Source organism: Streptomyces sp. NPDC043996 (genome assembly GCF_056435225.1).
Genome location: NZ_JBWKEY010000001.1, coordinates 357,194 through 375,365 on the forward strand (window position 1 = coordinate 357,194; position 18,172 = coordinate 375,365).

17 protein-coding genes are annotated in these 18,172 nt (G+C 71.3%); 10 read left to right on the top strand and 7 right to left on the bottom strand.

Annotated features, from left to right (window positions below; all coding sequences use genetic code 11):
- Positions 1-51: 51 nt before the first annotated feature.
- A complete protein-coding gene (ychF, locus tag AC07A4_RS01620) occupies positions 52-1,140 on the bottom strand; it encodes a redox-regulated ATPase YchF (protein WP_478591457.1) in 1,089 nt (362 codons plus the stop codon).
- Positions 1,141-1,429: 289 nt separating this feature from the next.
- On the opposite strand from ychF, the gene AC07A4_RS01625 reads away from it, so the two are divergent.
- The gene (locus AC07A4_RS01625) at positions 1,430-2,095 is read left to right on the top strand and encodes a DUF6542 domain-containing protein (protein WP_478591459.1); all 666 of its coding nucleotides are present in this window, start codon (positions 1,430-1,432) and stop codon (positions 2,093-2,095) included.
- Positions 2,096-2,234: 139 nt separating this feature from the next.
- Here the strand turns inward: AC07A4_RS01625 and ppgK are convergent, their stop codons facing one another.
- Together ppgK and AC07A4_RS01635 are read right to left on the bottom strand one after the other, a co-directional pair.
- Positions 2,235-2,984, bottom strand: a complete 750-nt coding sequence (gene ppgK, locus AC07A4_RS01630) for a polyphosphate--glucose phosphotransferase (protein WP_478591461.1) — start codon at positions 2,982-2,984, stop codon at positions 2,235-2,237.
- A 76-nt stretch (positions 2,985-3,060) separates the two neighbouring features.
- Complete coding sequence (locus tag AC07A4_RS01635) at positions 3,061-4,047, bottom strand: 4-hydroxy-3-methylbut-2-enyl diphosphate reductase (RefSeq protein WP_478591463.1); 987 nt, start codon at positions 4,045-4,047, stop codon at positions 3,061-3,063.
- Between the two features lie 95 nt (positions 4,048-4,142).
- On the opposite strand from AC07A4_RS01635, the gene AC07A4_RS01640 reads away from it, so the two are divergent.
- The 4 genes from AC07A4_RS01640 (at position 4,143) to AC07A4_RS01655 (ending at position 7,933) form a co-directional block, all read left to right on the top strand.
- Positions 4,143-5,546: an APC family permease gene (locus tag AC07A4_RS01640; protein WP_478591466.1), complete on the top strand. Its 1,404-nt coding sequence runs from the start codon at positions 4,143-4,145 to the stop codon at positions 5,544-5,546.
- A 66-nt stretch (positions 5,547-5,612) separates the two neighbouring features.
- On the top strand, positions 5,613-6,821 hold the full coding sequence (xseA, locus tag AC07A4_RS01645) for an exodeoxyribonuclease VII large subunit (protein ID WP_478591468.1): 1,209 nt from the start codon (positions 5,613-5,615) through the stop codon (positions 6,819-6,821).
- Between the two features lie 9 nt (positions 6,822-6,830).
- Positions 6,831-7,070, top strand: coding sequence for an exodeoxyribonuclease VII small subunit (locus AC07A4_RS01650; RefSeq protein ID WP_478591470.1), 240 nt, complete (start codon positions 6,831-6,833; stop codon positions 7,068-7,070).
- 272 nt (positions 7,071-7,342) lie between these two features.
- Positions 7,343-7,933, top strand: a complete 591-nt coding sequence (locus AC07A4_RS01655) for a malonic semialdehyde reductase (protein WP_478591473.1) — start codon at positions 7,343-7,345, stop codon at positions 7,931-7,933.
- Between the two features lie 94 nt (positions 7,934-8,027).
- Here the strand turns inward: AC07A4_RS01655 and AC07A4_RS01660 are convergent, their stop codons facing one another.
- Positions 8,028-8,576, bottom strand: a complete 549-nt coding sequence (locus AC07A4_RS01660) for a DUF4245 domain-containing protein (protein ID WP_478591476.1) — start codon at positions 8,574-8,576, stop codon at positions 8,028-8,030.
- Positions 8,577-8,767: 191 nt separating this feature from the next.
- Between AC07A4_RS01660 and glpX the strand changes: the two genes are divergently transcribed.
- Entirely contained in the window at positions 8,768-9,802 is a 1,035-nt protein-coding gene (gene glpX / locus AC07A4_RS01665) for a class II fructose-bisphosphatase (RefSeq protein WP_478591479.1), read from the top strand.
- Positions 9,803-9,945: 143 nt separating this feature from the next.
- Here glpX and AC07A4_RS01670 read toward each other — a convergent pair whose 3' ends face one another.
- Together AC07A4_RS01670 and AC07A4_RS01675 are read right to left on the bottom strand one after the other, a co-directional pair.
- Positions 9,946-10,365 (bottom strand): WhiB family transcriptional regulator, encoded by a 420-nt coding sequence (locus AC07A4_RS01670; RefSeq protein ID WP_478591481.1) that lies wholly within the window; start codon positions 10,363-10,365, stop codon positions 9,946-9,948.
- A gap of 180 nt (positions 10,366-10,545) precedes the next feature.
- Positions 10,546-11,214: a DUF1707 SHOCT-like domain-containing protein gene (locus AC07A4_RS01675; protein ID WP_478591483.1), complete on the bottom strand. Its 669-nt coding sequence runs from the start codon at positions 11,212-11,214 to the stop codon at positions 10,546-10,548.
- A gap of 221 nt (positions 11,215-11,435) precedes the next feature.
- On the opposite strand from AC07A4_RS01675, the gene AC07A4_RS01680 reads away from it, so the two are divergent.
- Positions 11,436-13,106, top strand: a complete 1,671-nt coding sequence (locus AC07A4_RS01680; protein ID WP_478591485.1) for a fumarate hydratase — start codon at positions 11,436-11,438, stop codon at positions 13,104-13,106.
- Between the two features lie 123 nt (positions 13,107-13,229).
- Here AC07A4_RS01680 and AC07A4_RS01685 read toward each other — a convergent pair whose 3' ends face one another.
- Positions 13,230-14,798 carry a ricin-type beta-trefoil lectin domain protein gene (locus AC07A4_RS01685; protein ID WP_478591488.1) on the bottom strand — a complete coding sequence of 523 codons (1,569 nt, stop codon included), beginning with the start codon at positions 14,796-14,798 and terminating at the stop codon, positions 13,230-13,232.
- Positions 14,799-14,960: 162 nt separating this feature from the next.
- On the opposite strand from AC07A4_RS01685, the gene AC07A4_RS01690 reads away from it, so the two are divergent.
- The 3 genes from AC07A4_RS01690 (at position 14,961) to AC07A4_RS01700 (ending at position 18,127) form a co-directional block, all read left to right on the top strand.
- Positions 14,961-16,364, top strand: a complete 1,404-nt coding sequence (locus tag AC07A4_RS01690; RefSeq protein WP_478591491.1) for a class II fumarate hydratase — start codon at positions 14,961-14,963, stop codon at positions 16,362-16,364.
- Between the two features lie 282 nt (positions 16,365-16,646).
- Positions 16,647-17,333: a cytidylyl-2-hydroxypropylphosphonate hydrolase gene (fomD, locus tag AC07A4_RS01695; RefSeq protein WP_478591493.1), complete on the top strand. Its 687-nt coding sequence runs from the start codon at positions 16,647-16,649 to the stop codon at positions 17,331-17,333.
- Between the two features lie 116 nt (positions 17,334-17,449).
- The gene (locus AC07A4_RS01700) at positions 17,450-18,127 is read left to right on the top strand and encodes a class I SAM-dependent methyltransferase (protein ID WP_478591496.1); all 678 of its coding nucleotides are present in this window, start codon (positions 17,450-17,452) and stop codon (positions 18,125-18,127) included.
- Positions 18,128-18,172 lie beyond the last annotated feature (45 nt).

Genomic DNA, 18,172 nt, shown 5'->3' on the forward strand with positions numbered 1-18,172 from the left:
AGGGCTCGACCCCAGATCCACGCATTTCCTTAACGTACGGTAATTCTCTGATTACACATTGAACCGGAACTCCACCACATCCCCGTCCTGCATCACATACTCCTTGCCCTCCATGCGGGCCTTGCCCGCCGAGCGGGCCTCGGCCACCGAGCCCGTCTCCACCAGGTCCGCGAAGGAGATGACCTCGGCCTTGATGAAGCCCTTCTGGAAGTCGGTGTGGATGACACCGGCCGCCTCGGGGGCCGTGGCGCCCTGCTTGATGGCCCACGCGCGGGACTCCTTGGGGCCCGCGGTGAGGTAGGTCTGCAGGCCCAGGGTGTTGAAGCCGACGCGGGCGAGCGTGGCGAGGCCGGGCTCCTCGGCGCCGACGGACTGGAGGAGCTCCAGGGCGTCCTCCTCGTCGAGCTCGGCGAGGTCCGCCTCCAGCTTGGCGTTGAGGAAGATCGCCTCGGCGGGGGCGACCAGGGCGCGCTGCTCGGCCTTGAAGGCGTCGTCGGTCAGCTCGTCCTCGTCGACGTTGAAGACGTAGAGGAACGGCTTGGTGGTGAGGAGGTGCAGGTCGTGGAGGAGCTCCGCGCGCTCCGAGCCCTGGACGATGCCCGCCGAGAAGAGCGTGTCGCCCTTCTCGAGGATCTCCTTGGCCGCCTCCACCGCAGCCACCTTCGGCGCGATGTCCTTCTTGATGCGCGACTCCTTCTGGAGGCGCGGCAGGACCTTCTCGATGGTCTGGAGGTCGGCGAGGATCAGCTCGGTGTTGATCGTCTCGATGTCGTCCTTGGGCGAGACCTTGCCGTCGACGTGCACGACGTTCTCGTCGGCGAAAGCGCGGATGACCTGGCAGATCGCGTCGGACTCGCGGATGTTGGCCAGGAACTTGTTGCCCAGGCCCTCGCCCTCGCTCGCGCCGCGCACGATGCCCGCGATGTCGACGAAGTCGACGGTGGCGGGGAGGATCTTCTGGGAGCTGAAGATCTCCGCCAGCTTGGTGAGGCGGGGGTCGGGGACGCCCACGACGCCCACGTTCGGCTCGATCGTCGCGAACGGGTAGTTGGCCGCGAGGACGTCGTTCTTGGTCAGGGCGTTGAACAGGGTCGACTTGCCGACATTGGGCAGACCGACGATTCCGATCGTGAGCGACACGTGGCGACTTCCCGTTACGTGAGAGCTGGGGCTGTGGAGTGGGACTGGTGCGAGGGCCGGGCGGGCGGCCCGTGAGGCGGGCGGCTGCGCTCGCCGTCCCCCGGCGTCCGGGGCCCTCGTCGGCCCCGCACTGCCCGGGGCGCGATCCACCAGTCTACGGTGTACCCGCCGCCGCGCTCCGTCCGCTACCGCCTCCCCTTACCGCGTCCGCGTCGAACGCCGGACCAAGGTCGGCCAAAACGCGTGTCCCAGCGCCGGTTCCCCACCCGTCCGGACCTAGGTTGGTCCGGTGGAGCAACACAGGACCCGTCCCCCGCGCGCGCGGCCGCGCCCTACCGCGCCCCTGCCCGGCCAGGGCAGCCCCACGGAGTCGGCGACGGTCTACCGGGCCGCCTCCCGGCCCCCCGGCCCCTCGTCCCCGCTCACCCGCGCCCTGCGCAGAACCCCGGTCTACCGCGCCCTGTCCCGGATGCCGCTGTACCGCGCGCTGCGCCGGATGCCGAACCCGCGCCTGACCGGGCTCGGCAGCGGTCTGTTCGCGGCCGCCGTCATGTTCCTCCTCGCCTGCCTGCTGCGGCTGCTCTTCGGGGGCTCGCTCGTCGCGTACGGCGTGCTGTTCCTGCCCGTGAGCGCGCTGACCGCGCTGTGGGTGCGGCCCGCGGACCTGGTGACGGCGCCGGTCGCCGTGCCGATCGCGTTCGCCGCCGGGGTGCTGCCCATCGCCGAGGGTGCGGGCGGCTTCGGCGGCCAGTTCATGGGGCTGCTCACCTCACTGGCCCTGCACGCGGGCTGGCTGTACGGCGGCACGCTGGTCGCCGGGGTGATCGTCACCGTACGCAAGATCCGTCTGATGGCCCGCAAACGCCTACGGACCCGCCAGCAGTACCAGGACAGGCGTCCGCCTCGCCCCGGCAGCCAAGGCCGCAAGCAGATGTCCAGCCCGACCGGCGCGTAGACGAGACTCCAGGCACGGATTCAGCCCGACCGGCGTGCAGAAGAGACTCCAGGCACGGATTCAGCCCGTCCGGCGTTTGAGGACGAGGCCGAAGGCCGAAAAAAAGGGGGCGCGGGGACCACCCCGCGCCCCTCGCCGGTCAGGCCCCGGCGGCAGCCCCCGCCGACATCGCCGCCCCCACGATCCCCGCGTTGTTCTGCAGCGTCGCCGGAACCAGCTCCGCCCGGACGCCCTCGATCAGGGGCAGGAACTTGTGGGCCTTGCGGCTGACGCCGCCGCCGATGATGAACAGCTCGGGCGAGAACAGCATCTCCACGTGCGCCAGATACTTCCGCACGCGGCGTGCCCAGTGCTCCCAGGTCAGGTCCTCGTCCTCGCGGGCCTTGGAGGAGGCGCGGCGCTCCGCGTCGTGGCCGTTCAGCTCCAGGTGGCCGAGCTCCGTGTTCGGCACCAGCTTGCCGTCGGTGAAGACCGCGCTGCCGATGCCCGTGCCGAGGGTGAGCACGATGACCGTGCCGGTGCGGCCGCGGCCCGCGCCGAAGTGCATCTCGGCGACGCCCGCCGCGTCCGCGTCGTTCAGGACGGTCACCGGGGCGCCGCCGAGCCGGGCCGAGATCAGGCCGCGGATGTCCGTGCCGATCCAGCTCTTGTCGACGTTGGCCGCCGAGCGGGCCGTGCCGTGCGTGATGACGCCGGGGAAGGTGGCGCCCACCGGGCCCGTCCAGCCGAAGTGCTCGACGACCTCGCACACGCGCTCGACCACGCTCTCGGGCGTGGCCGGGTGCGGCGTGAGCACCTTGTGCCGCTCCCGCGCCAGGTCCCCCCGGTCCAGGTCCACGGGGGCGCCCTTGATCCCGGATCCGCCGATGTCCACACCGAAGATCTGCATGGACCCCACGGTACGACGCCGGACTGACAGTGACCCGGCGGTCACCCGTTCCACCGCGGCCGCTCCGCCGCGGCGGTCACTTCTTCGCGGACAGCTCCGCGGCCTCGGCGCGCAGATCGCGGCGGAGCTCCTTGGGCAGCGAGAACGTGATCGACTCGTCGGCCGTCTTCACCGTCTCCACGTCCGCGTAGCCGCGCTCGGCCAGCCATTCGAGTACGCCGTCCACGAGGACGTCCGGTACGGACGCGCCCGAGGTGAGGCCGACCGTCGTCACGCCCTCAAGCCAGGCCTCGTCGATCTCGCCGGCGTTGTCCACCAGGTGCGAGGCGGGCACGCCCGCCTCCAGGGCGACCTCGACCATGCGGATGGAGTTCGAGGAGTTCTTGGAGCCGACGACGATGACCAGGTCGGCGTCCTCGGCGAGCTTCTTGACCGCGGTCTGGCGGTTCTGCGTGGCGTAGCAGATGTCGTCGCTGGGCGGCGAGAGCAGGTTCGGGAACTTGTTCTGCAGGGCGCCGACCGTCTCCATCGTCTCGTCCACGGAGAGCGTGGTCTGCGAGAGCCAGACGACCTTGTCCGGGTCGCGGACCTCGACGTTCGCCACGTCGTCCGGGCCGTCGACCAGGGTGATGTGGTCGGGGGCCTCGCCGGAGGTGCCGATGACCTCCTCGTGCCCCTCGTGGCCGATCAGGAGGATGTCGAAGTCCTCCTTGGCGAAGCGGACGGCCTCCTTGTGGACCTTGGTGACCAGGGGGCAGGTCGCGTCGATCGTGGCGAGCTGCCGCTCGGCGGCCTCCTGGTGCACGGTCGGCGCGACGCCGTGCGCGGAGAACATCACGATGGAGCCCTCGGGCACCTCGTCCACCTGGTCGACGAAGATCGCGCCCTTCTTCTCCAGGGTCTGCACGACGTACTTGTTGTGGACGATCTCGTGGCGGACATAGATCGGGGCCCCGTACTGCTCCAGGGCCTTCTCGACGGCGATCACGGCACGGTCCACGCCCGCGCAGTAGCCACGGGGAGCGGCGAGCAGGACACGGCGGGAGCCAGGCGTTGCAGTCATAGGCCCATCGTAAGGCCGCGTACGAGAGGTCAAAGATCGCCTCTGTGGGGAGACTGGAGCCACTGTGCGACCAGCGGAGGCAACCCGGAGGCCCGATGTCCGCCCACACCACGAACGCGCCCCAGCCGCCCGACGGAGGTGAGGGTTCCGCCGCAGCCGACGAGGGCCGGGGGCTGCGGCGCAGCCTCGGCTTCCGTGACCTCGTCGTCTACGGGCTGCTCTTCATCGCCCCGATGGCGCCGGTCGGCGTCTTCGGGACGCTCGACGCGAAGTCCCACGGCGCGGTGGCACTGGTGTACGTCGTGGCGACGGTCGCGATGGCGTTCACCGCTTTCAGCTACGCCCAGATGGTGAAGGTCGTCCCGCAGGCCGGTTCGGTCTTCGCGTACGCGCGCGTGGGGCTCGGAAACGGCGCGGGCTTCGTCGCGGGCTGGATGGCGATGCTGGACTACCTGCTGATCCCGGCCGTCGCCTATCTCTTCTCCGGGATCGCGATGCACGAGCTGGTGCCGGAGGTGTCCCGGTGGGTGTGGACGGCGATCGCGGTGGTCGTCACGACCGCCCTGAACCTGTGGGGCGTACGGCCCGCCGCGCGGATCGGCTTCGCGGTGCTCGCCATGGAGATCGTGGTCCTGGTGGTGTTCGTGGTATCCGCGATCGTGGTCCTCGCGCGGGACGGCGCGGAGCGGGGCTGGCTCTCGCCGCTGACGGGCGACGGTACGCAGGGCGCGTTCGCGCTGTCGGCGGTGGTGGGCGCGGTGTCCGTGGCCGTCCTTTCCTACCTGGGGTTCGACGCCATCGCCTCGTTCGCGGAGGAGGTCACCGGCGGGTCGGCGAAGGTGGCGAAGGCGGTGCTCTTCTGCCTGGCCCTCACGGGCGTGCTGTTCGTGGCGCAGACCTACCTGGTGGCGCTGCTCACGCCGGTGTCCTCCGCCGACCTGGCCGCGAACCCCGGTGACCAGGGATCGGCGTTCTACTCCGCCGTGGACACCTCCGTCGGCGGCTGGCTGCACGACCTGGTGGCCGTGAGCAAGGCGATCGGGGCGGCGTTCGCGGCCCTTGCCGGGCAGGCGGCCGCCGGACGGCTGCTCTTCGCGATGGCGCGCGGCCGTCGTCTGCCGCGCGTCCTGTCCCGCACGGAGTCCGGCACGCCTCGTGTCGCCCTCCTGTGCGCGGCGACGGTGACCCTGGTGGCGGCGGTGTGGGCGGCCCGCCGCGACGACGGCATGGACCACCTGGTGTCGGTGGTCGACATCGGCGCCCTCACCGCCTTCGCCCTGCTGCACGCGAGCGTGGTGGGCTGGTTCGCGGTGCGCCGCCAGGGCGGCCCCGTCAGCTGGTGGCGCCACGTCCTCGTCCCCGTCCTGGGCACCGCGATCGTGGTCGCGGTCATCACCGAGGCCTCCGGCACGGCCCAGGTGGTGGGCGCGATCTGGCTGGCGGTGGGGCTGGGAGTGCTGGTGGTGCAGGGGGTACGGAGGGACGAGGTCCCCCGGTGACCGCGAGGCGACAGGCTCCGTCGCGGAGCGGCGGCGCTGTCAGAGGCTGGGGCTAGTCTCGGCGGCATGGGTCTCAACACGTCCGCAGAAACCCCCCTCCCGGTGGGCGAGGTGTCCCGCCTCATCGGGGGCTGGATCGACCGTCTCGGCGCGGTGTGGGTCGAGGGGCAGATCACGCAGCTGTCCCGCCGTCCGGGCGCCGGCGTGGTCTTCATGACCCTGCGCGACCCGTCCCACGACATCTCGGTGAGTGTGACGTGCTACCGCCAGGTGTTCGACGCGGTGGCGGACGTCGTCTCGGAGGGCGCCCGGGTCGTCGTCCACGCGAAGCCGGAGTGGTACGCGCCGCGGGGCCAGCTGTCCCTGCGGGCGGCCGAGATAAGGCCGGTCGGCGTCGGTGAACTCCTTGCCCGCCTGGAGCAGCTGAAGAAGGCGCTGGCCGGTGAGGGCCTGTTCGCCGCCGACCGCAAGCGGCCGCTTCCGTTCCTGCCGCAGCTCATCGGCCTGGTCTGCGGCCGCGCCTCGGCCGCCGAGCGCGATGTCCTTGAGAACGCGCGCCACCGCTGGCCCGCCGTCCGCTTCGAGGTGCGCAACGTCGCGGTGCAGGGGGTGCACGCGGTGCCCCAGGTGGTGCAGGCGGTCAAGGAGCTCGACGCGCGCGCCGACGTCGACGTGATCATCGTGGCGCGCGGCGGCGGCAGCGTGGAGGACCTCCTTCCGTTCTCCGACGAGCAGCTGGTGCGCGCCGTCGCGGCGTGCCGTACGCCGGTGGTGTCCGCGATCGGCCACGAGCCGGACAACCCGCTGCTCGACCACGTGGCGGACCTGCGCGCCTCCACGCCGACGGACGCCGCGAAGAAGGTCGTGCCGGACGTCGGCGAGGAGTCCGAGCGGGTGGCGTTCCTGCGGGAGCGGGCGCGGCGCGCCGTGACGGCGTTCCTGGAGCGCGAGGAGCGCGGCCTGGCGCACGCCCTCGCCCGGCCCGCGATGGAGCACCCGCACCGCATGGTCGAGGAGCGCGAGGAGCACGTCACGGCGTACGTCGACCGCGCGCGCCGCACGCTCGGCCACCTCCTGGACCGCGCCGAGTCGGAGCTGACGCACACCCACGCGCGCGTGGTGGCCCTCTCCCCCGCGGCGACCCTCCAGCGGGGGTACGCGGTCCTGCAGAAGCAGGGCGGCTCCGTGGTCCGCGCGGCGGACGAGGTGACGGGCGGCGAGGAGCTGCGCGCGCGGGTCGCCGAGGGCGAATTCTCCGTACGAGTCGACATTTAGGGTGGGCGCATGACCAGCAACACGGATGCCAAGGACGCCGAGGAGCGGCCCGCCGCCGCGGACGCGCTCGGTTACGAGCAGGCGCGGGACGAGCTCATCGAGGTGGTGCGCCGCCTGGAGGCGGGCGGTACGACGCTGGAGGAGTCCCTGGCGCTGTGGGAGCGGGGCGAGGAGCTGGCCGGGGTGTGCAGGCGCTGGCTGGAGGGCGCCCGGGCCCGCCTCGACGCCGCGCTGGCCGCGGAGGACTGACCTCGGCGCTGGCCCCGCCCGTGGGCGAAGCTCCCGGCCCGGGCGTGCCGGGAAGGGCCCGCCCCCTCACCCCGAGGCCCGCCCCCTCCCCGGGGCCCACCCCCTCACCCCGCGTGTTACCTCGGTCACTCCAGCCCCCACTTTAGTTGAAAGTTGAACCTCGCTCGCATACTGTCGTCCTCGTTGGCCCCCGGGGCCCCGCCCCCACGGCGGCGTCCCGGACCACACTCACGTCCCCGCCCCTGACGTACGTATCGAGAAGGTTGAAAGAGATGTCCCTCGTTCTTGACCCCGCCGCCCAGGACCTGCTCTTCCGTGAGGCCCGCACCGCGAACACCTTCACCGACGAGCCCGTCACCGACGAGCAGATCCAGGCCATCTACGACCTGGTCAAGTACGGCCCCACCGCCTTCAACCAGTCGCCCCTGCGCGTCACCCTGGTGCGCTCGCAGGACGCCCGTGAGCGCCTGGTGCAGCACATGGCCGAGGGCAACCGCCCCAAGACCCTGACGGCCCCGCTGGTCGCGATCCTCTCCGCGGACAACGAGTTCCACGAGGAGCTGCCGCAGCTGTTCCCGCACGCCCCGGGCGTGAAGGACGCGTTCTTCTCGGACCGCGCGGTGCGCGAGGGCGCCGCGGGCCTGAACGGCGCCCTGCAGGCCGCCTACTTCATCGTCGGCATCCGCGCCGCGGGCCTGGCCGCGGGCCCGATGACCGGGCTCGACTTCGCCGGTGTGCAGAAGGAGTTCCTGGACGACGACCACACCCCGCTGATGGTCGTCAACATCGGCAAGCCGGGCGACGACGCCTGGTTCCCGCGCTCCCCGCGCCTCGCGTACGACGAGGTCATCACGACCGTCTGAGGCACGGTCTGAGGCGCGGCGCCCCCGCCACGCACGGCAGAGGCCCCCGGCACGCCGCCGGGGGCCTCTGGCATGACACGGGAACGCGCGCGGGTCAGCTCTTCCCCACGGGCTCCACCGGCGTGCGCTTCATCTCCAGGGACTCCGCCATCGCCGTCAGCTGGTCGAACGACGCCGTCCCGAGCACGACCGTGGTCGCGCCCTTGTCCTCCAGGACGAGGGCGTCGTAGCGCGTGCCCTTGTAGCGCTGCCACGTCTTGCCCGCGATCTTCTGCGTGGCGTCCGTCTTCGCGGCCTTCTGCGTGACCTCGTCGATGAACTCCGACCGCTTGCCCGTGGACTGCTTGATCGCCACGTACTCGCCGGACGGGTCGAGGAAGCCCAGGTGCCAGCTGTCGTGCGCCGCGCCGTTGTACCGCACCGAGGTCGGCTTCCACGACGAGGGCAGCCCCTTGGGCGCCGCCACCGGATACGCCGCGGCCCGCCGGGCCGTCAGGAGCTCGACGCGGTAGTCCACCCGCTTGACGGGTTCCTTGGATTCGTCGTGCGGGATGAAGACATAGATGGCTGCCACGACCAGGCCGATGACGGCCATCGAGAGCAGCATGTTCCGCACGGTCTGCTTGCCAGTTCTGCCTGCCACGCCCCCCATCGTCGCAGGTCCCCCGCGAGGGCCCGGCAGGACCCCTCGCCCGTCGGGCGCCCGCTCAAACGTGGGGCCCTCTGCTCATCCTGTCGACCTGCGGATAGAGTCAAAGGCATCACCCTCATCCGGCCGTCGTCGTAAAGGCATCACCTCATCCGGCCGTCGTCGTATCAGAAAGGTGCGCCTCGATGACCGAGCATCACTCCCTCCCGTCCGAGTTGGAGGTCTCCCCGGAGGCCCCCGACCGCAACCTCGCCCTGGAGCTGGTCCGGGTCACCGAGGCCGCCGCCATGGCCGCGGGCCGCTGGGTCGGCCGCGGCGACAAGAACGGAGCCGACGGCGCCGCCGTCCGCGCCATGCGGACCCTCGTCCACACCGTCTCGATGAACGGCGTGGTCGTCATCGGCGAGGGCGAGAAGGACGAGGCGCCGATGCTCTTCAACGGCGAGCGCATCGGCGACGGCACCGGCGCCGAGGTCGACATCGCCGTCGACCCGATCGACGGCACCACGCTGACCGCCAAGGGCATGCCGAACGCGATCGCCGTCCTCGCCGCCGCCGACCGCGGCACCATGTTCGACCCGTCGGCCGTGTTCTACATGGACAAGCTGGTCACGGGCCCCGAGGCCGCCGACTACGTGGATATCAACGCCCCGGTGTCGGTGAACATCCGCCGGGTCGCCAAGGCCAAGAAGTCCGCGCCCGAGGACGTCACGGTCATGATCCTGGACCGGCCCCGGCACGAGGGCATCGTCAAGGAGATCCGCGAGACCGGCGCGCGCATCAAGTTCATCTCCGACGGCGACGTGGCCGGCTCGGTCATGGCCGTGCGCGAGGGCACCGGCGTGGACCTGCTGATGGGCGTCGGCGGCACGCCGGAGGGCATCATCAGCGCCTGCGCCATCAAGTGCCTCGGCGGCGTCATCCAGGGCAAGCTCTGGCCCAAGGACGACGAGGAGAAGCAGCGCGCGCTCGACGCGGGCCATGACCTGGACCGCACGCTCACCACGAACGACCTGGTCAGCGGCGAGAACGTGTTCTTCGTCGCGACCGGCATCACCGACGGCGAGCTGCTCCGCGGCGTGCGCTACGGCGCCGAGATGGCCTCGACGTCCTCCTTGGTGATGCGCTCCAAGTCCGGCACCATCCGGAAGATCGACTCCGATCACCGGCTCTCGAAGCTGCGCGCGTACAGCGCCATCGACTTCGACCGCGCCAAGTAGGCGAGCGGGGCCGCGTACGGCGACGGGGGCGCTCCGTGCGGGGAGCGCCCCCGTCGCCGTACGTGCCTGACGTCCCGCGCCGGGCGGCGGCCGGGGCCGGTCCGAGAGCTCCGGCGCGGCACCCCGAGTCGCCGGCGCGGCGTCTAGCCCGCGGCCGCGACCGTGCCCGTGGCCGCGCGGGCCGCCTTCTTCAGGTCCAGGTCGCGGCGGCGGCGCCGGGCGAGGACCACGCGGCGCTCGGCGGCGGTCAGACCGCCCCAGACGCCGTACGGCTCGGGCTGGAGCAGGGCGTGCTCGCGGCACTCGATCATGACCGGACAGCGGGCGCACACCCGCTTCGCGGCCTCCTCGCGGGAGAGGCGGGCGGCGGTCGGCTCCTTGGACGGGGCGAAGAACAATCCGGCCTCGTCCCGGCGGCAGACGGCGTCCGAATGCCATGGGTTGTCCTGGTCCCGCTCGCGCACTGGCACCCTTCCCCACGCACTGGGCTGCGCGCGTGCAGGGGAGGCCCCATCGGCCGGGACAGCGGCGACCTGCAGGGACTGATGCGTCGGTTGCAGCACGGTCTACTCCTGACGACGGCTTCGCGAGCGAGAGACGATGCACGAAGCTCTACCCGCTGTGTGCGGGCCTATGCACTGAGTCCCCATGCGCGGAAGTTCCGATTCCTCGTAGCCGCCGCGCCTGGCCGAAAGCCGTCGCCGCCTTCGCGCCGCGCCGCGTCCGGGCACTCCGCGGCCGGGTCAGCCCGGCTTTCGCTTGCCCAGGAATCGGCGCAGGTCACGCACGAACTTCCCTTGCTTGGGGCGGGCCTTGATGTCCCCGAAGACCGCGAAGCCCTCCACGAAGACCACCGGGGCATCCCGGTCGCCGGAGTCGAGGGTGTCCACTTCGACGGTGCCGAAGACGCTGGTGCCGCGGCCGCGCAGCGAGACGTTCTCCGGCACCCGGACCCTGATGTCGCCGAAGACGGCGAAGCCCTTGATGAGGACCTGCCGGTGCTCGAAGACCGCCTCGCTGAGGTCGATGACCACGTCGCTGAAGAAGGCGAACGCGTGCGTGCGGCGGCCCGGGCGCCAGTTGCCCGTGCGCCGGGCGTCGCCGAACACGGCGAGCAGCGTCTCGTCGGGGGACTCGGGGATCGCGCCGGGCGACGGGCGCGACGGCGCCGCCTCGAAGGGCCGGGGCTTCGCCTCGGAGGCGGGCAGGTCCGCCACGAGGGGCTCGAGCTCGGCGAGCGTCTTGGCGCCGTAGACCCCGTCGATCCGCTCGCCGTGCTCCTCCGCGTCGAGGCGGCCCTCGGCGAGCGCCTCGGCGAGGATGTCGGCCACGCGGTCTCGGTCGGCGTCCGAGGCCCGGAGCCCCACGGGCTCCTTGGCGGAAGGTGTCTGGGAACGCTTCTCTAGGTCCACCCGCAGCACAGTACCGAAACGCGATAGATCGCGACTAGCCCTGGCGAGGGGTGCGTCCCAGGGCGCGGGGCGTGCGCCGTGGCGCCCGACGCCGGACGTCGGGCGGCCGACGCCAACTGAGCCTTACCTCACAAGAGCCACGGGTTTCCCGCGTTCTACGCTGGTCTGGTCGCTGCCAACGGAGGCCGCGCCGCAGTCTGCCGAGTGAGGAATTGGGCGTCATGCCAGAGTTTGCGTACTCCGATCTGCTCCCGCTGGGAGAGGACACCACGCCGTACCGGCTGGTGACCGCCGAGGGCGTCTCCACCTTCGAGGCCGACGGGCGCACGTTCCTCAAGGTCGAGCCGGAGGCGCTGCGCAAGCTGGCCGAGGAGGCGATCCACGACATCCAGCACTATCTGCGCCCGGCCCACCTGGCGCAGCTGCGGAAGATCGTCGACGACCCCGAGGCGTCGTCGAACGACAAGTTCGTCGCCCTTGACCTGCTGAAGAACGCGAACATCGCGGCGGCGGGCGTGCTCCCCATGTGCCAGGACACCGGCACGGCGATCGTGATGGGCAAGCGCGGCCAGAACGTGCTGACGGCCGGGGGCGACGAGGCGGCCCTCTCGCGCGGCATCTACGACGCGTACCAGAACCTGAACCTGCGCTACTCGCAGATGGCTCCGCTCACCATGTGGGAGGAGAAGAACACCGGGTCGAACCTGCCCGCCCAGATCGAGCTGTACGCGACCGACGGCGGCGCGTACAAGTTCCTGTTCATGGCGAAGGGCGGCGGCTCCGCCAACAAGTCCTTCCTCTACCAGGAGACGAAGGCGGTCCTGAACGAGGCCTCCATGATGAAGTTCCTGGAGGAGAAGATCCGTTCGCTCGGCACGGCCGCGTGCCCGCCGTACCACCTGGCGATCGTCGTCGGCGGCACGTCCGCCGAGTACGCGCTGAAGACCGCGAAGTACGCCTCCGCGCACTACCTGGACGAGATCCCCGCCGAGGGCTCCCCGCTCGGGCACGGCTTCCGCGACCAGGACCTGGAGGAGAAGGTCTTCGAGCTGACGCAGAGGATCGGCATCGGCGCCCAGTTCGGCGGCAAGTACTTCTGCCACGACGTGCGCGTGGTGCGGCTGCCCCGGCACGGCGCCTCCTGCCCGGTCGCCATCGCCGTGTCCTGCTCGGCGGACCGGCAGGCCGTCGCGAAGATCACCGCCGAGGGCGTCTTCCTGGAGCGGCTGGAGACGGACCCGGCGCGGTTCCTGCCGGAGACGACCGACGAACACCTCGAGGCGCAGGACGAGGACGTCGTCCGCATCGACCTCAACCGGCCGATGGACGACATCCTCGCCGAGCTCACCAAGTACCCGGTGAAGACCCGTCTGTCGCTGACGGGACCGCTGGTCGTGGCCCGCGACATCGCGCACGCCAAGATCAAGGAGCGGCTCGACGCGGGCGAGGAGATGCCGCAGTACCTGAAGGACCACCCGGTGTACTACGCCGGTCCCGCGAAGACCCCCGAGGGCTACGCCTCCGGCTCCTTCGGGCCGACGACCGCCGGGCGCATGGATTCCTACGTCGAGCAGTTCCAGGCGGCGGGCGGCTCCAAGGTGATGCTGGCCAAGGGCAACCGCTCGCAGCAGGTCACCGCCGCGTGCGACGCGCACGGCGGGTTCTACCTGGGGTCGATCGGCGGGCCCGCGGCGCGGCTCGCGCAGGACTGCATCAAGAAGGTCGAGGTCGTCGAGTACGAGGAGCTCGGCATGGAGGCGGTCTGGAAGATCGAGGTGGAGGACTTCCCGGCGTTCGTCGTCGTCGACGACAAGGGGAATGACTTCTTCCAGGATCCGGCGCCGGCGCCGACGTTCACGTCCATTCCGGTGCGGGGGCCCGGGCTGGGCTAGCGGCCGTGGGTAGGGGCGGCGGGGGATTTTCGCCCCCGCCGCCCCTACCCGTCCCGTCTGGGGGCTTCGCCCCCTTTCCCCCCTTGTTGGCGCTTCGCGCCTCGTCCTCAAACGCCGGACGGGCTAGATACGGAACTGCTGGTTTGTCGCGCCTGTGCACTTCTGGAGGCGTAGGGGGTCCTTGGGGGCCGCGAGGGTCAGGCAGAGGTCCTTTGCCGCCGTGGGGCGCAGGGTGTCCGCCTCTTGGACGAACTTCTGGTTGGCGCCGCCGTGGCAGTTCCACAGGGTGACGGCCGTGCCCTCCTTGTAGGCGGCCTCGGGCACGTCCACGCAGCGGTCCTGGGTCAGCCCTGTGTGCAGGGACTGCCGTTCGGTGTCGTACCACCAGGTCTGGTTGCGGTTGCCGGTGCAGTCCCAGCCCTGGACCTTGGTGCCGTTGCGGCTGCTGGAGGCGTCGGCGTCGACACAGGTGCCGGTGGCCGCGTTCTTCAGCGGCTTGTACGCGTCGTCCCAGCCGCCCTTGTACAGCTTGGCGCTGCCCGTGCTCGCGGGGTCGGCGCAGCCGCCCTCCTCCCAGCCCGAGGTGTACAGCTGGGTCAGGCAGGAGGCGAAGGCGCCGTGGCCGCGGGCGTTGGGGTGGAAGGACTGGCGCACCGAGTTGGAGTCCGGCGGGAAGGGGTTGGACAGCTCGACGTACAGGCCCCGCGCCCAGGTGTTCTCCGTGCAGACCTCGTGGCCGTGGAAGAGGCGGGAGTTGTCGAGGTAGTGCGCCCCGGTGTTCCGCGCCGCCTTGCGGATGCCGCGCTCGAAGGCGGGCACGGCCTCGTTGCGGCCCCACTCGGTGTCGGAGTCGTAGCCCAGGCCGCCGCAGGCGAGCTTGCCGGGGAAGTCCGGGTTGTCGCGGAAGTCGGGGCCGATCGGGCTCGGGTAGCCCATGACGACCAGCTTGTAGTCGCTTCCGGCGTACCCGGCCTGGCTCATGACGGTGCGCAGGTCGCGGACGGTCTGCTCGACCTTGGGCACGAGCGCGTCCACGCGGGCCTGCCAGCCGTCCTTGTACTTCGGGGCGCACGGGCCCTGGAGCGTGAGGTAGCGGGTGACGCAGTCGGTCATGACGGGCGCGAACTGCAGGTCGTCGTTGGCGCCGATGACCAGCATGATCGCCTTGATCCTGGTGTTGCGGGCCTTGATGGCGAGGTTGTCGCTCTGGACCAGCTCGTCGGCGTACTGCTTCTGCCCGCCGATGCGGACGTTCGCGGTCGTCGCGCCGGAGCAGGCGACGTTGTACGTGACGTCCACGGGGATGCCCGTGCGGTGGATCGCGGCGTCCGGCGAGCGGTGGCACCAGTTGTCCGGGCCGTCGGTGCCCGGCTCGTAGCGGCCGATGCCCTCGCCGCTGATCTCGCTGTCGCCGAGCGAGATGAGGCCGGTCTTGCGGGCGTCGAGCGGACGCTCGGCCGGGTCGCCGTACAGCTTCGCCGCCTCCGCCGCGCGGACCTTCTCCAGCTCCGGCGACAGCGGCACGGCCGCCGTCGTCCGCGGTCCCTCCGGGCCGCCGGGCCCGTCCGGCGCGGCCTGGGCGGGACCGGCCGCCACGGCGCCGCCGATCAGGGCCGTGAGGGCCGCGGCCGCCGCGGCCGTCCCTCGCAGCCGGCCCGCGCCGTAGCGTCCGACGCGTGTCACGCGCTTCATTGCGCCTCCCCGGTTTGGTGTTACCCAGGGTTTTTACTGGTGGGTAAGGGCCTTGGGAATACTTTGAACAAGACAAGTGCTCACCTTTTTGAGGCAGTTGCGGGCGGCCCCGGGGCCGCCACGGGCGGCACGGAACGGGCAGAACGGAAGGACGGGCGGAACATGAACGGCGGCGTCGACGGCGGCGAGTACCGGATCGAGCACGACTCCATGGGCGAGGTGCGGGTGCCCGCGGGCGCCAAGTGGCGGGCCCAGACGCAGCGCGCCGTGGAGAACTTCCCCATCTCCGGGCAGCGCCTGGAGAGCGCCCACATCGCCGCGCTCGCCGAGATCAAGGCCGCCGCGGCGAAGGTCAACGCGGAGCTCGGGGTCCTGGACCAGGACGTCGCGGACGCCATCGCGGGCGCGGCCCGCGAGGTCGCCGAGGGGCGCTGGGACGACCACTTCCCCGTCGACGTCTTCCAGACCGGCTCCGGCACCTCGTCGAACATGAACACCAACGAGGTCATCGCCACCCTCGCGACCGAGCGCCTGGGCCGTGACGTCCACCCGAACGACCACGTCAACGCCTCGCAGTCGTCGAACGACGTGTTCCCCTCCTCCATCCACATCGCGGCCACGGCGGCCGTGACGGGCGATCTGATCCCGGCCCTGGAGCACCTGGCCGCCTCCCTTGAGCGCAAGGCCGAGGAATTCGCCGACGTCGTCAAGTCCGGGCGTACGCACCTGATGGACGCGACGCCCGTCACTCTTGGGCAGGAATTCGGCGGGTACGCCGCACAGGTGCGCTACGGCGTCGAGCGCCTTCGGGCCTCCCTGCCGCGCCTCGCCGAACTCCCCCTCGGCGGCACCGCCGTGGGCACCGGCATCAACACCCCGCCCGGCTTCTCCGCCGCCGTCATCGCCGAGGTGGCGCGGGCGACCGGGCTTCCGCTCACCGAGGCCCGCGACCACTTCGAGGCGCAGGGCGCGCGGGACGGCATCGTCGAGACCAGCGGGCAGCTGCGGACCGTCGCCGTCGGCCTCACGAAGATCGCCAACGATCTGCGCTGGATGGCGTCCGGGCCGCGCACCGGGCTCGCCGAGATCAGCCTCCCCGATCTGCAGCCCGGCTCCTCGATCATGCCCGGCAAGGTCAACCCGGTCATTCCCGAGGCCGTCCTGATGGTGGCCGCCCAGGTCACAGGCAACGACCTGACGGTCGCGACCGCCGGGGCCGCGGGCAACTTCGAGCTCAACGTGATGCTGCCGGTCATCGCGAAGAACGTCCTGGAGTCGGTGCGGCTCCTCGCGAACGCGTCGCGGCTGCTCGCCGACCGCACGGTCGACGGGGTCGTCGCCCATCGGGAGCGGGCGCGGGAGTACGCGGAGTCCTCGCCGTCCGTCGTCACTCCGCTGAACAAGTACATCGGGTACGAGGAGGCGGCGAAGGTCGCGAAGCGGGCGCTGGCGGAGCGGCGGACGATTCGGGACGTGGTCCTTGACGCCGGGTACGTGGAGCGGGGCGCTCTGACCCTGGAGCAGCTGGACGCGGCCTTGGACGTCCTCCGCATGACCCGCCCGTAGCCCTCGCGGGGCGCCCCAGGCCCGCCCCTTCCCGATCCGGGTGCGGCTGCCCCCGTTCCCCCGCTCACAGACATTGGCGCTTCGCGCCTCGTCCTCAAACGCCGGACGGGCTGGATCTTCGCGGCCCGAGCCGGATGGTTTTAGCCCGTCCGGCGTTTGAGGACGAGGCCGAAGGCCGATTGCTTTTCGGGGGTCCAGGGGGCGGAGCCCCATGGTTTCGGGAAAGGGGCGGGATTGGGGAGCTCCCGGCAGGGAACACCACGCGCGCCCTAATATCTGTTCATGACAGACCACCTCCACCGAACGACGGAACGACACGCGGCCCCCCGCTGGACCCCCGGCACCCCCATCCTGTGGCGCTACCGCGAGAACGGCGGCGAGAACGTCCACATCTGTCGCCCCGTCACCGTCGTGGAGGACACCGCGGACCTGCTCGCGGTCTGGCTGGCCCCGGGCACGGAGTGCGTCAAACCGGTCCTCGCGGACGGCACCCCGGTGCACGAGGAGCCGCTCGCCACCCGGTACACCAAGCCCCGCACCACCCGCCGCGACCACTGGTTCGGCACCGGCGTGCTGAAGCTGGCCCGGCCGCGCGAGCCGTGGTCGGTGTGGCTGTTCTGGGAGCCGGGCTGGCTCTTCAAGAACTGGTACGTGAACCTGGAGGAGCCCCGTACCCGCTGGGCGGGCGGCATCGACTCCGAGGACCACTTTCTCGACATCTCCGTGCGCCCGGACGGCAGCTGGCGCTGGCACGACGAGGACGAGTTCGCACAGGCCCGGCGCGCGGGGCTGCTCGACGAGGAGCAGGTGACGGCGGTGCGGCGGGCGGGCCGCGACGCCGTGGCCGCGATCGAGGCGTGGGGCGGTCCGTTCACGGACGGCTGGGAGAACTGGCGGCCGGACCCGAGCTGGCGGATTCCCGCCCTCCCGGGTGACTGGGACCGCACGCCCGCGCATGTCTCCTCATGAGACCCTTGATGCGCCCCCGTACTTCAAACGTAGGATCGTCCTCCGCAAGGGCGCACAGCGGTAACTCTTGGTGCCCCCGCGCGGCCTGACAGGATGTCATCGAGGAGCGGCTGAACGTGAGCGAGGAATACGGAGCGCGTGGCGGCCGCGACCGCACCGGCCAGGCCGAGGCCTTCGACGCCATCGGCGCGGCGTACGACGTCGCGTTCCCGCACAAACAGGGCCAGCTCGCGGCCGGTGACCGGCTCGCCGCCGAACTGCCGCCGGGGTCGCGCGTCTTGGACGTGGGCTGCGGCACGGGCCTGCCGACGGCGGAGCAGCTCACCGGCGCGGGGCACACCGTCCTCGGCGTCGACCTGTCAGCCGGAATGCTGGACCTGGCGCGCAAGAACGTGCCGTCACCCGCGGCCGAATTCCGCCGCGTCGACCTCGCGGACCTGCGGATCGGCGGCGAAGGCCCGGGCGCTGTGGGGCAGTTCGACGGAATTGCCTGTTTCTTCTCGCTGTTGATGCTGCCCCGTGAGGAGATACCGTCTGCTCTTCGGCTGCTGCGGTCACTGCTCAGACCTGGTGGCCTGCTCGCCCTTTCGATGGTCGAGGCCGACCTGGACGACGCGGCGATCCCGTTCCTGGGACACGCGATCCGGGTATCCGGTTACCTGCGGGACGAACTGCGGCAGATCGTGCGGGAAGCCGGTTTCGACATCGCCCACGAGGAGTCGTACGCGTACGCCCCGGCGAGCGCCGACGTACCACCTGAGCACCAGTTATTCCTGCACTGCCGACGCGGCTGAGCAACGCTTGGACGGCGCGCGCGGCGCGCAGCCCCGGACGGACGG

Excerpts from the sequence above, each read along its gene's own strand:
- ppgK (WP_478591461.1), bottom strand. The coding sequence starts at position 2,984 with ATGCAGATCTTCGGTGTGGACATCGGCGGATCCGGGATCAAGGGCGCC.
- AC07A4_RS01635 (WP_478591463.1), bottom strand. The coding sequence starts at position 4,047 with ATGACTGCAACGCCTGGCTCCCGCCGTGTCCTGCTCGCCGCTCCCCGT.
- AC07A4_RS01640 (WP_478591466.1), top strand. The coding sequence starts at position 4,143 with ATGTCCGCCCACACCACGAACGCGCCCCAGCCGCCCGACGGAGGTGAG.
- xseA (WP_478591468.1), top strand. The coding sequence starts at position 5,613 with ATGGGTCTCAACACGTCCGCAGAAACCCCCCTCCCGGTGGGCGAGGTG.
- AC07A4_RS01650 (WP_478591470.1), top strand. The coding sequence starts at position 6,831 with ATGACCAGCAACACGGATGCCAAGGACGCCGAGGAGCGGCCCGCCGCC.
- AC07A4_RS01655 (WP_478591473.1), top strand. The coding sequence starts at position 7,343 with ATGTCCCTCGTTCTTGACCCCGCCGCCCAGGACCTGCTCTTCCGTGAG.
- glpX (WP_478591479.1), top strand. The coding sequence starts at position 8,768 with ATGACCGAGCATCACTCCCTCCCGTCCGAGTTGGAGGTCTCCCCGGAG.
- AC07A4_RS01680 (WP_478591485.1), top strand. The coding sequence starts at position 11,436 with ATGCCAGAGTTTGCGTACTCCGATCTGCTCCCGCTGGGAGAGGACACC.
- AC07A4_RS01685 (WP_478591488.1), bottom strand. The coding sequence starts at position 14,798 with ATGAAGCGCGTGACACGCGTCGGACGCTACGGCGCGGGCCGGCTGCGA.
- AC07A4_RS01690 (WP_478591491.1), top strand. The coding sequence starts at position 14,961 with ATGAACGGCGGCGTCGACGGCGGCGAGTACCGGATCGAGCACGACTCC.
- fomD (WP_478591493.1), top strand. The coding sequence starts at position 16,647 with ATGACAGACCACCTCCACCGAACGACGGAACGACACGCGGCCCCCCGC.